The organism is Paenibacillus silvae (assembly GCF_014639235.1).
Classification (GTDB): Bacteria; Bacillota; Bacilli; order Paenibacillales; family Paenibacillaceae; genus Paenibacillus; species Paenibacillus silvae.
The window spans coordinates 1-12,674 of sequence record NZ_BMFU01000025.1; the positions used below are offsets into that span (position 1 = coordinate 1).

Annotated in this window: 9 protein-coding genes and 4 tRNA genes; 11 read left to right on the forward strand and 2 right to left on the reverse strand. The window is 49.3% G+C overall.

Annotated elements, in window-relative coordinates; translation table 11 throughout:
- Positions 1 to 21 precede the first annotated feature (21 nt).
- From IEW26_RS29525 to IEW26_RS29575, 11 genes are all read left to right on the forward strand, one after another.
- Positions 22 to 98: transfer RNA gene (locus tag IEW26_RS29525), tRNA-Arg, on the forward strand.
- 25 nt (positions 99 to 123) lie between these two features.
- Positions 124 to 202, forward strand: a tRNA-Leu gene (locus IEW26_RS29530).
- Between the two features lie 7 nt (positions 203 to 209).
- A tRNA-Pro gene (locus IEW26_RS29535) sits at positions 210 to 283 on the forward strand.
- A gap of 14 nt (positions 284 to 297) precedes the next feature.
- Positions 298 to 368: transfer RNA gene (locus tag IEW26_RS29540), tRNA-Gly, on the forward strand.
- A gap of 363 nt (positions 369 to 731) precedes the next feature.
- On the forward strand, positions 732 to 2,597 hold the full coding sequence (gene iolD, locus IEW26_RS29545) for a 3D-(3,5/4)-trihydroxycyclohexane-1,2-dione acylhydrolase (decyclizing) (RefSeq protein ID WP_188594951.1): 1,866 nt from the start codon (positions 732 to 734) through the stop codon (positions 2,595 to 2,597).
- A gap of 102 nt (positions 2,598 to 2,699) precedes the next feature.
- Positions 2,700 to 3,602 carry a myo-inosose-2 dehydratase gene (gene iolE / locus IEW26_RS29550; protein WP_188594952.1) on the forward strand — a complete coding sequence of 301 codons (903 nt, stop codon included), beginning with the start codon at positions 2,700 to 2,702 and terminating at the stop codon, positions 3,600 to 3,602.
- 53 nt (positions 3,603 to 3,655) lie between these two features.
- Positions 3,656 to 4,666, forward strand: a complete 1,011-nt coding sequence (iolC, locus tag IEW26_RS29555; protein WP_188594953.1) for a 5-dehydro-2-deoxygluconokinase — start codon at positions 3,656 to 3,658, stop codon at positions 4,664 to 4,666.
- Positions 4,667 to 4,813: 147 nt separating this feature from the next.
- A complete protein-coding gene (locus IEW26_RS29560) occupies positions 4,814 to 6,289 on the forward strand; it encodes a CoA-acylating methylmalonate-semialdehyde dehydrogenase (protein WP_145406710.1) in 1,476 nt (491 codons plus the stop codon).
- A 92-nt stretch (positions 6,290 to 6,381) separates the two neighbouring features.
- On the forward strand, positions 6,382 to 7,434 hold the full coding sequence (iolG, locus tag IEW26_RS29565; protein ID WP_188594954.1) for an inositol 2-dehydrogenase: 1,053 nt from the start codon (positions 6,382 to 6,384) through the stop codon (positions 7,432 to 7,434).
- Between the two features lie 149 nt (positions 7,435 to 7,583).
- Positions 7,584 to 8,390 carry a 5-deoxy-glucuronate isomerase gene (gene iolB / locus IEW26_RS29570; RefSeq protein WP_111271106.1) on the forward strand — a complete coding sequence of 269 codons (807 nt, stop codon included), beginning with the start codon at positions 7,584 to 7,586 and terminating at the stop codon, positions 8,388 to 8,390.
- Between the two features lie 127 nt (positions 8,391 to 8,517).
- Positions 8,518 to 9,549 carry a LacI family DNA-binding transcriptional regulator gene (locus IEW26_RS29575; RefSeq protein WP_188594955.1) on the forward strand — a complete coding sequence of 344 codons (1,032 nt, stop codon included), beginning with the start codon at positions 8,518 to 8,520 and terminating at the stop codon, positions 9,547 to 9,549.
- A 173-nt stretch (positions 9,550 to 9,722) separates the two neighbouring features.
- Here the strand turns inward: IEW26_RS29575 and IEW26_RS29580 are convergent, their stop codons facing one another.
- A complete protein-coding gene (locus IEW26_RS29580) occupies positions 9,723 to 11,702 on the reverse strand; it encodes a methyl-accepting chemotaxis protein (protein WP_188594956.1) in 1,980 nt (659 codons plus the stop codon).
- A 356-nt stretch (positions 11,703 to 12,058) separates the two neighbouring features.
- Positions 12,059 to 12,418: a hypothetical protein gene (locus IEW26_RS29585; RefSeq protein WP_111273825.1), complete on the reverse strand. Its 360-nt coding sequence runs from the start codon at positions 12,416 to 12,418 to the stop codon at positions 12,059 to 12,061.
- Positions 12,419 to 12,674: the final 256 nt, after the last annotated feature.

Consider the following 12,674-nt stretch of genomic DNA (forward strand, 5'->3'; position numbering starts at 1 on the left):
CCGTCTTCCGCTCCAAATTTTGCGCCCTTAGCTCAGCTGGATAGAGCGTTTGACTACGAATCAAAAGGCCGGGAGTTCGAATCTCTCAGGGCGCGCCATTATTTTCACTAAAAGAATAACTATGCCGGCGTGGCGGAATGGCAGACGCGCTCGACTCAAAATCGAGTGGGAAACCGTGGAGGTTCGAGTCCTCTCGCCGGTATATATAACGGGATGTAGCTCAGCTTGGTAGAGCACCTGGTTTGGGACCAGGGGGTCGCATGTTCAAATCGTGTCATCCCGATTTTTTTGTTTTATGCGGGTGTAGTTCAATGGTAGAACTTTAGCCTTCCAAGCTAATAGCGTGGGTTCGATTCCCATCACCCGCTTTATATATCGAGAAGGAAGAGACAGCTGATGCCGTCTCTTTTTTTGTATAGAAGCAGCGTTATTTCCATAGTTCATGGACTAAATTCCCTCCCCTGTGTTCCTCCAACCTACCTGACACGATACAATCATCTACTAACAAAAAAACATTCAACCATCGATCTCAACTTATCGTTAGCCCTCTTTATACCCCTTATTTTACTGAAATCATCTCTAATTTTAATAAAACGCTTACAAAAATAGCTTGCGAAAATGCTCAGCCTGTAATACCATATGAATTAAGCGCTTAACCTTTAGGGGTAAGGCGCTTAAACTTAACGTAGATTAAGCGCTTAACCCGTAAAGGAAAGGATGGCGATCATATCATGACAACGATTCGACTAACGATGGCTCAGGCTCTGCTTCGGTATCTGGATCAGCAATTTATTTCAGTAGACGGGGTAGAAACCAAATTTGTTAAAGGCATTATCGGAATATTCGGACACGGTAACGTGACAGGGATTGGAGAAGCACTGGAGCGCAGTCCTGGAAGCCTCACATATATGCAGGGGAAAAATGAACAGGGCATGGTGCATACAGCAGCAGCTTACGCCAAACAGAAGAACCGTAAACAAATCTATGCATGTACAACGTCCATTGGACCAGGTGCATTGAATATGATTACAGCGGCAGCGACAGCAACAGTGAACCGGATTCCGGTATTGCTTCTTCCTGGGGACAACTTTGCTACACGTGAACCAGATCCGGTGCTGCAGCAGCTTGAAGTAAGCAGTGACTATACGATCTCTGCTACGGACCCGTTCAAGGCGGTCAGCAAATACTGGGATCGTATCGTTCGCCCAGAACAGCTGATGGTTGCTGCTGCAAATGCAATGCGGGTGCTGACAGATCCTGCTGAAACAGGTGCTGTAACCCTGGCATTGCCTCAGGACGTTCAGGCAGAAGCTTATGATTATCCTGAATCATTTTTTGCCCGCAAGGTGCATTATCTTGATCGCAGACCCCCTGTGTCGGCAGCGATCGAACGGGCAGTAGATGAGATTGCTCGTGGCAAAAGACCTTTGCTTGTTGCTGGAGGCGGCGTGTTGTACTCGGAGGCATCGGCTCAATTGATTGAGTTTGCTGAAACTTTCGGCATTCCAATGGCTGAAACGCAGGCGGGAAAGAGTGCAGTAGCCTGGGATCACCCGCTTAACGTGGGAGCTATCGGGGTAACGGGTTCTCTGGCAGCCAACCGTTTGGCTAAAGAAGCGGATGTAGTGATCGGTGTAGGTACAAGATTTTCTGATTTTACTACGGCGTCGCATGCAGCTTTTCAACATCCGGAAGTGAAATTTATTAACATCAACTTGAATAGCATGGATGCTGCCAAGCTGGGCGGAGAAGCGATCCTAGCAGATGCTCGTGAGGGACTACAAGCATTGCAGAAGGAGCTACAGGCCAAACAGTACCGCACTGGCTACGGGACATCCGAGGTAGCGGAGCTGCGTGATCAATGGACAGCGGAAGTAGATCGGCTGTACGCTGTGCAGCATGAAGCGGGTCTTGCACAGACGACAGCAGTTGGCATCGTCAACCGTACAATTGATCCATCTTCGGTTATTGTCTGCGCGGCGGGAAGCCTTCCAGGTGATCTGCATCGCCTGTGGCGTGCGGCTGAACCTAAGACCTACCATATGGAATATGGTTTCTCATGTATGGGATACGAGGTTAGCGGGGCATTCGGTGCAGCACTTGCAGAGCCGGAGCGTGAAGTGTACGCCATGGTAGGTGACGGCAGTTACCTGATGCTGCATTCCGAGCTGGTGACAAGCCTGCAGGAACAGAAAAAAATGACGATCCTCCTGTTTAATAACAATGGATTCCAATGCATTCATAATTTACAGCGCGAACACGGCAGTGACGGGTTTGGGAACGAGTTCCGTTATCGTGAAGCAGAGAGTGGCCGTTTGACCGGGGACTATATGCCAATGGACTTTGCAGCTCACGCACGTAGTATGGGGGCCAAAGCATATCGAGCAGAAACCGCCGAGCAGCTGGAGCAGGCAATCCGTGATGCCAAGAATGAAACCGTAACGACCTTGATTGAAATTCCAGTAGTACCGGGAACCAACACAAGCGGATATGAATCATGGTGGAATGTCGGTGTACCTGAGGTATCTGTGGAGGAAAAAGTAGTTCGTGCTCATGAGGCGATGAAAACCAATCGCGGCAAAGCAAAACTTGTTTAAACGGATTTCATATATTCATCCATTGCATTGATTTTTCATGACATAACGATAGATTACACAGATCGTGTTATTAAGATGACTAACCAAAGGAGCCGTGAAGCCATGAGCAAGCTGCCATTTCAGCTTGGGATTCATCCGATCAACTGGGTCGGCGAAGATGTGAAGGAGCATGGTGATGACACCACTTGTGCCCAGATTCTCGATGATATTCAGCGTCTGGGATTGACGGGTACAGAGATGGGCCGCAAGTATCCGACTGATCCAGCAACCTTGCGTGAGGAATTGAGCAAGCGAAACATTAATCTGATCTCTCAGTGGAAATCCGTGCTGTTCTCTGATCCGGCATATCGCCAGGCAGAACTGGATGACTATCGCAGGCATGCGGAGTTTCTGCAATCCATGGGAAGCAAGGTGATAAGCACCGCGGAAGTAGGCGGGTCGCTTCATTTTGATCCAAGACGGACACCGAATGAAAAAGAAGTGCTTAGACTCAGCGATGCCGAATGGCATGTTCTTGCTGAAGGTTTGAATCAAGCAGGAGCTATCGCTCAGGAGTATGGTTTGAAGCTCACCTATCACCATCACGGGGGTACGGTAGTTGAGCAGCCGGAGGAAATTGATCGTTTGATGGACCTGACAGACCCTTCGCTGGTGTATTTGCTCTTTGATACAGGCCATGCCTATTATGGCGGAGCTGACCCGCTTGAAGTGTTGCGTAAACACTATGACCGGATTGCCTATATTCATCTGAAAGATATCCGTCCGGATGTGCTGGAGCAGGCGCGAGCAGAACAATCAGATTTTGTTGGCTGCATTCGCAGAGGCGTGTTCACCGTACCGGGAGATGGATGCATTGATTTTGAACCCATTCTGCAAGAGCTGATCACTCGCGGTTATGATGGCTGGGCGATGCTCGAAGGAGAACAGGACCCGGCGATTCACAATCCGTATGAGTATGCGAAGCGTTCCCTGAGTTACATGGAGTCTCTGTACCAGCGCGTTTAAAGACAAGTAATTAACTTATATACAATTTCACGATAGAAAGGGGCTCTCACACGATGACTTACGTATCCTTTCCGGCCTCAAGGAAAAAGGATTTCACGGCTATTGGCCGCTTGTGTATCGACTTGAATGCCAATGAGATTAACCGCCCGATGGAAGAGACGATGACGTTCACCAAATATGTGGGTGGTTCTCCGGCAAATATTGCGATCGGGATGTCCAGACTCGGGATGGAGACTGCTTTTATCGGCAAAATTGCAGGTGACCAGATGGGCCGCTTCATCCAAAGTTATCTGGAGAAGAACGGGATCGATACCTCCAATGTGGTGACGGACAACACGGGCGCAGTAACCGGTCTTGCTTTTACAGAAATCAAGAGTCCGACAGACTGCAGCATTCTGATGTATCGTGACAACGTGGCCGATCTGTTATTACAGGCAAGCGAGGTACAGGAACAGCTGATTGCGGATTCCAAAGTATTGCTGATCTCCGGTACAGCTCTGGCACAGAGCCCTTCCCGGGAAGCGGTTATTCAAGCCCTGACTTATGCCAAAAAACATGGTACCGTCATTGTGTTTGACCTGGACTATCGTCCATACACATGGACTTCGGATGAAGAGACAGCGGTCTACTATAACCTTGCTGCCGAGAAGTGCGATATCATCCTGGGTACACGGGAAGAATTCGATATGATGGAGACATTCGAGCACAACCCGGAGCATAGTGATCAGGTGACAGCTAAGAAATGGTTTGATTTTTCAGCCAACATTGTGGTGATCAAGCACGGCAAGGAAGGCTCCATTGCCTATACACGCGAAGGCCTGTCGCATCGGGCGAACAGTTACCCTGCTCGTGTGGTCAAAACGTTTGGCGCAGGTGACTCCTACGCCGCAGGATTCCTCTACGGTTTGATGCAGGGCTGGACGATCGAGCGCAGTATGAGTTATGGAAGTGCAGCGGCAAGTATCGTCATCTCCAGCCACAGCTGCTCGGATGCGATGCCAACCGTTGAACAAGTGAATGACTACATTGAACGCTGCGACCGGGGCGAGATCATTCCGTCCTAAGCGGCACATACGATAGATTTTGTAATCTGGCAAAGAGAAGTGGATATGGAGAAGCTCTAAGGAACGTACAAGAAACGTACGGGTTAACGTGAGTATCGGTTAAGGAACGTCAGAAGTAAAGCACATAAACGAGGGGAGACAGCACACATGGGAAAAGGAACTTCAGAAGTGTCTGCAGCAGTGACGAATGTACAGAACTGGATCGGGGGAGCTTGGGTAACCCCGTCAACAACACGGACCGAACCGGTAGTAAACCCGGCAACGGAAGAAATTATTGCATATGTGCCGCTGTCTGAGCAAGCCGATGTTGATCTGGCGGTGCAAACGGCACGCGAAGCATTCAAATCATGGAGCGGCACACCGGTTCCTCGCCGTGCTCGCATTCTGTTCCGCTATCAGCAATTGCTGGTGGAGAATTGGGAAGAGCTGGCGAGACTGGTCACATTGGAAAATGGTAAAAGCTACGCCGAGGCGTATGGAGAGGTACTGCGCGGCATTGAGTGCGTTGAGTTCGCAGCAGGTGCGCCTAACCTCATGATGGGTAAGCAGCTGCCTGATATCGCTACAGGGCTGGAATCAGGCATGTTCCGTTATCCGATTGGCGTAATCGGCGGAATCACCCCGTTCAACTTCCCGATGATGGTACCTTGCTGGATGTTCCCACTGGCGATTGCTTGCGGCAACACCTTTGTTCTGAAGCCGTCTGAGCGTACACCCTTGCTGGCAGGACGTTTGGCAGAGCTTTTCAAGGAAGCAGGGCTACCGGATGGTGTGCTTAACATTGTGCACGGCGCACATGATGTAGTTAATGGATTGCTTGAACATAAAGAAGTTGCGGCGATTTCCTTTGTCGGCTCACAGCCTGTTGCGGAATATGTGTATAAAACAGCATCTGCTAATGGTAAACGTGTTCAGGCGCTGGCTGGAGCGAAAAACCACTCCATCGTTATGCCGGATGCTGATCTCGACCTGACCGTTAAGGAGATCACCAGCGCGGCCTTTGGATCAGCGGGTGAACGCTGCATGGCTTGCTCCGTGGTCGTTGCTGTTGGTGACGTGGCAGATGCCCTCGTACAGAAGCTGGTCGAAGCTGCGGATCGCATCAACATTGGTAACGGTATGGACGAAGGTGTGTTCCTTGGCCCGGTCATTCGTGGTCCTCACAAAGAACGCACTCTGGGTTACATCGAATCAGGCGAGCAGGAAGGCGCAGCACTGATTCGGGATGGACGGAAGGATCAGGCTACAGACGGTTCCGGTTATTTCGTAGGACCAACGGTCTTTGATCATGTAGATAGCACGATGAAAATCTGGAAAGATGAGATCTTTGCTCCTGTGCTTTCGGTGGCAAGAGTAGAGACATTGGAGGAAGCCGTTGAACTGGCAAACCGTTCGGACTTTGCCAACGGGGCTTGTCTGTTCACTCGCAGCGGTGCGAATATGCGTCAGTTCCGTGAAACAATCGACGCGGGTATGCTTGGTATTAACCTGGGCGTTCCGGCACCGATGGCCTTCTTCCCATTCTCCGGCTGGAAGAAATCATTCTATGGAGATTTGCACGCTAACGGCACCGATGGTGTTGAGTTCTACACACGTAAAAAAATGGTAACCACACGCTGGTAGTCGTGAAGACACAGTGCAGTGTATACATGTAGGGGCTGAGTGAGAGCTCAGCTCATTAACACCATAGGGACGCATATAGGGAGGATAACGGAATGGGCAAGGACAAAGTAAGAATTGGTATCATCGGGGCCGGACGGATCGGTAAAATTCATGCGGACAACCTGCTGCGTCATCCGCAGGCGGAGATCGTGGCCATCAGTGATCTGTTTGCAGGTCCTGAACTGGAGGCATGGGCAACTGAACGCGGCATCTCTGTAGTAACCAAGGACAGCAGCGAGCTGATTGCAATGCCGAATATCGATGCTGTGTTGATCTGTTCCTCAACCGATACACATGTGCCTCTGATCGAGCAAGCGGCTCAAGCGGGCAAGCATATTTTCTGTGAGAAGCCGGTCAGCATGGACTTGTCCCGGACGGAAGCGGCTGTAGCAGCTGTAGCGAAGGCGGGCGTGAAGCTCCAGATCGGATTTAACCGCCGTTTTGACCATAATTTCAGAAGAGTACGTTCACATGTGCTGGAAGGCACTATTGGTGATCCGCATATACTCAAGATCACTTCCCGTGACCCGAGCCCGCCGCCAGCGGAGTACATTCGGGTATCTGGTGGAATTTTCATGGATATGATGATTCACGATTTCGATATGGCCCGTTATTTGTCAGGAAGTGAAGTAGAAGAAGTATATGCCAAAGGCAAGGTGCTCATTAATCCGGTGTTCGCAGAGCATGGCGATGTGGATACGGCCATTGTGACGTTGACATTTGCTAATGGAGCGATTGGCGTGATTGATAACAGCCGTCAGGCTGTGTATGGATATGATCAGCGTGTTGAAGTGTTCGGCTCGCTAGGCAGTGTGGCGGCGGATAATGACCATCCGAATACGGCACAGATCAGCACAGCGGCTGGATTGATGCGTGATAAACCGCTGCACTTCTTCCTTGAGCGTTACAACGAAGCTTATGTGCAGGAGACAGCTCTGTTCATTGATGCGATTATTCAGGATAAACCGGTAACTGTGGACGGAAATGATGCGGTACAGGCTGAGCGAATTGCCCTGGCAGCCAAGCTGTCTGTGGAGCTGGGAAGACCCGTGAAGATGAGCGAAGTCCAAGGTGCATTGCAGGGCTCGCAGTCTCCAGTGCTGTAGCATCCCGCAAATAAAGATATGGATGATATCATATCACGGGTTATAGGAATGAGCATTCGTTCGCTGGATGTAATTCGTAGGATAATTTGATTACTCGAGAACAATGCACCACCAAGTAATAGATGAATATGGAAGGAGTGGATCACAGCATGTCAGAACTTATCGTTAAACCGGCCGTGAACCCGGAGGCAGATGGAACAGTGTTAACCGTAACTCCAGAGTCTGCTGGCTGGGAATATGTCGGATTTCAGGTGGCAAAGCTTTCAGCTGGGGAGAAATTGAGCCGGGAGAGTGGCGACCAGGAGCTCTGTATCGTGCTTTTGAGCGGGCTTGCGAATGTGAGCACGCGTGAACAGACATGGGAGAACATCGGGAAACGAATGAGTGTTTTTGAAAAGATTCCTCCGTACTCAGTCTATGTCTCCACATCAGATCAGGTGCAGGTTACCGCACTTACTGATCTGGAGATCGCGATCTGTGCTGCACCGGGGAAAGGCACCTATCCTTCGCGCCTGATTGCACCACAGGATGTGGGCGTGGAAGGCCGCGGTTATGGTAACCTGGAGCGGCATATTCATAACATTTTACCTGAGCAAAAAGAAGCAGACAGCCTGCTGGTCGTTGAAGTGTTCACACCGGACGGTCACTGGTCAAGCTATCCTCCTCATAAACATGATCGGGATGCACTCCCGGATGAATCGTTGTTGGAGGAAACGTATTATTTCCGTGTACAGCCGGAGCAGGGCTTTGCGATTCAACGTGTCTATACCGATGACCGCTCTGTAGACGAGACACTGGCTGTGAAGAACGGTGAAGTGGTGCTTGTGCCGAACGGATATCATCCCGTAGGTGCGCCTCCAGGGTATGAGGTGTATTATCTGAATGTGATGGCAGGACCAACCCGGACATGGAAATTCCATAATGATCCTGATCATGAGTGGTTGTTCAAAAAGTAAAGGGTAAAGTAAAATTAATAAGTAATTTCGTCTTCACATTGCGTAAGCAGTATTCCCCCTTCATAATAAGAAGAGAATAATCATCTATGTATAATGAATTTATATATAGCACAAATGGGGAAAAACGATGAAAGCAACCATTTACGATATAGCACGCGAGGCGGGGGTATCCATTGCTACCGTCTCGCAGGTCATTAACGGCAAAGGCAAGATCAGCGAGAAACGCCGCGCCGAGATTATGGAGATCATGGAGCGGCTTCACTATCAGCCGAGTGCGATTGCCGCTGCACTGACTGGCAAGCAGACATACACACTGGGTTTGCTCGTACCCGATATATCCAATCCTTATTTTGCCGAGCTTGCCCGGGCCGTGGAGGATCGCAGCCGCCAGCTGGGGTATAGCGTAGTCATCTGCAGCACAGATAACAAGGACGAGCGGGTAGAGCGGTACCTCAATCTGCTGCAGCAAAAAAGAGTCGATGGCATGATGATCGGAACCGGGATCGATAACGCCGAGATTCTGTCACCGCTGCTGCAGCAATCCATGCCTGTTGCGTTGATTGCTCGCCATATGCCTGCTCTGTCGGTGCATACCGTTACCATTGACGATAGGCTGGGCGGCTCTTTGGCTGCACAGCATCTGCTGGAACTGGGGCACACACGCCTGGCAGTCCTGTCAGAGCCGTCCAAAGTCAGCAGCAGTCAGGAGCGTGTGCGCGGTTTCCGCGAGGCTCTTAACAAGGCAGGACATCTGCTGGAGCCAATTCAGATTCGCGAATCGGCAGCAGATCTCGCTTCAGCCAAACAAGAGGCGCTAAGACTGCTCGGTGAGCAGAACTATCCCACGGGCCTCTTCTGCTGTAATGATATCCAGGCGATTGGTGCACTCCAGGCAGCCAAGGAATTAGGTCTGCGTGTGCCGCATGATGTATCCATTATCGGATTTGATGACACCATTCTCGCTTCCGTAACGAATCCGCCGCTGACAACGGTTGCCCAGCCCATAGAGGATTTGGGGCGCCACGCAGTGGATCTGCTTATTGACGAACTCAAGGACGGACTACAGGACGAACAGACAGCTGCGCAGAAAATTGTGCTCAAGCCAGAGCTGGTTGTTCGTGATTCGGCAGGCCAAGCACCAGCAGTCCAGGGCAAGTAAGCATAGCAAATAGACCTCAGCTCACCACATGGTGGAAGTTGAGGTCTATTTGTTATGTTATTCTGCTCAAATTCTGACATGTCACCTTGTGCATTTCATTCGGAATTAGGCGAGCAGTGCATTGGTGTGCTTTCTTGCAGGATGTTGCAGTTGCATGACCCGTCAGAGTACAACTACACTTTAAACTTCTTCACCTCGGCTGCAAGTGCCTTCGATTGCTCCGCTAGTTCATTGGAACGTTCAGCGATGCTGGTGATGTAATTGAATTGCTCCTGCGTGGATGAAGCTACCTCCTCCGTAGAAGCGGCGCTCTGCTCCGACATAGCGGCAACGCTGGAGATGATCTCGGCCACTTTGCCTGAATTGTCGTCCAGCTCCGTAGTCGCAGAGGATACTTGCTTCAGCTGTTTCTCGATCCCGTCGATAGACTGCTTGATTCGAACAAAGGACTCACGCATCTCGTGCACAGCAGCGACCTGCTGCTCCATCCCCTGTTCTGCAGCATGAACTTCACCTACGCTCAGGCCGCTGGCTGTCTGAATTTCCTCAAGCAGCACGATAATTTCTTTGGCCGAGTCGGCCGACTGTTCCGCGAGCTTGCGAACTTCCTCAGCTACAACAGCAAAGCCGCGTCCGTGTTCTCCCGCCCGTGCGGCTTCAATAGATGCGTTCAGCGCCAGCAGATTGGTCTGGGAAGCAATGCCCTGAATCATAGCAACAATACCCTCGATTTTCTGCGATTTGTCTGTCAGCAGCGTAATCGACTCACCCACACGATCCATTGAATGGCGGTTGCCATCGGAAAGCTCAACCTGGTGCTCAACAGCTTGCAGACCCGCCAGCATAGCTTCTCCTGCTTCGCGCATCATCACGACAGATTGCTCGACACTGTCGTTAATACCACCAACACTATCGCTCATTTCTGCAAGACGCCCTGATCCATTGTAGACAGATTCAGCCTGCGCACTGGACCCTTGAGCCAGCTCGTCTGTTGCAATCGAAATCTGCTCTGCAATGCGTTTGGTGTTATCGGTATGCTCCTGCATCTCTTCCGAGATCGTGTGGACTCGTTCAGCTGAGCCAGTTACCTGACGAAGAAGTATGCCCAGTTGATCAGACATTTGATTAAATGCCCTGCCCAGTTCGGCAAATTCATCCTTGCCCTTAGCTTTCACTCGTCCTGTGAAGTCACCCTCAGACATTTGTATGGAGGTTTGGTTCAGTTGCTTCAACGGTTTGATGAATAGAGCAGCAACCCAGTAAGCCCCGGCCAGTACAGCCAGCAGTGTTACACCAATGATGAGAATGTAATTATTACGTAACTGATAAAATTCGGCGTATGCGAGTTTCTCCGAGATTACGGAACCAATCACCCAGCCTGTACTCGGAATCTGTTTGTAGAACAACAGGTAGTCTTCGCCATTATAATGGAACGATCGCTGGCCTGAAGCATTGCTCTGCATATCTGCCAGCATCGGGCTTAATTCGGCATTTTCTTTAGCAGAAGTGTTTACGAGTTTAGCGTCAGGATGAGCCAGAAGCAGCCCGTTTCTATCTATTAAGAAAGAGTATCCGAGTCCGTTCAAATTTATTTTTTCTACCGTGTCCGTTAATGTCGACAGTAAAAGAACGCCGGAAACGACACCTTCCAGATTACCTTGCTTGTTGTGTACTGGCATCGCCATGGATACAGCATACTTTTGAGTCATCATATCCTGATAAGGATCAGTGAATATTAAAGCATCGGATTGTTTGGCTTGTTCATACCAAGGACGTTGGCGGGGATCATAGCCAGCATCCGGTGTCCAATCCGATCCATTCATAAAAGAGCCGTCCTTTTCGGAGCCGAAATACAAATCGGATAAATTCTGTTGGTTATTGCCCATGTTCATTATTTTAAAATAATCTTCGGTAAGCGTGCCTTCAGGCACCGCTTGCTCAATGACAAAGCCTAAGGTCTCAACAACCTTGGCATTGCTGTCAATCCATCCTTCTAATTGGTTGGTTGCGGACGTCATCAATCCATTCAGAAGAGATTCAACATTGCGAGTGGCCTGATTTTCTGTCTGATATAGACCAAGAAGGGCAAGAGGCAGTGCAGTAATCAGCACTGCGGCCAGAAACATTGCCATTAATTTGGGTTTGAGCTTCATCTAAATTTCCTCCTAGTGTGTTAATTCTCTGGTGAATGAAACTCGTATCATACGGGCAGAGCTCCTCTCACCCTCTGCATTTTCCGACCCTGAATGTGTTGAAATTCGCTTCATGCTGTTACATCTCTACTATTTTGGATTCCCCCGCAAGCTTAAAAGTTATCATCATAGTGTAAGGAACAGCCCCAGCATATGAAATATATCGACAATATTCATTCAAAATGTATAGTATGCTTCCATACCATTCTTGAAAAGTTTTGATATCGTGGTAAAGATCAGGGCAATAAAAAAAGGGGACTTCCAGAAGGAAGCACCCTTAATGTTTTATCGGAGTATCGCTGGACCAAGCTGTGGAATTAATTCAGTAAAAATGCCAATGCCTCATCATACGTTTCCCATTGAAATTCAGTCTGATGTTCTGATTCCTTCGAGATGCGGTGCAGCTGCATCTTGGCTATTGCTCCGCCGACAGCTACACTTGCCCGTTTCATGCCGAGGTCTTTGAGAAGTTTTTGATGCTCGACAATTTTCTCCTTGGTGTCCTGTGGAAAAGCCTTCATATGTATCATATTGACCAGCACATCAAATGAGTTCCCCAGTTGTGGAGCCATTTTCTCGACCTGCGCATTGACTTCTTCAACCTGCTCTGGTGACACGATCCCTTCCCAAGTAATCTCTATAATCGGTTTCGTTGAATCTAAACGTCTGACTGACATAAAAGCAGCAGCTCCTCATTCATAAATTTATGTATTATATAAGTCTATTAGCCTATTAATTATACTATCTTCTACACTAAATGAACATGGATTTCACATGATTGTAGTACTTATGAACTATATACTTCTATGTGAGTAAAATACAGGTATAAGAAGTGTCTCTCAGATGCATCACGTATGTTGGACTGCAAAACGCAAAAGGTATGCCTATTACAAAAAGCCGCCCAGGAATAGTTTCCTGAACGGCTCTTATCTA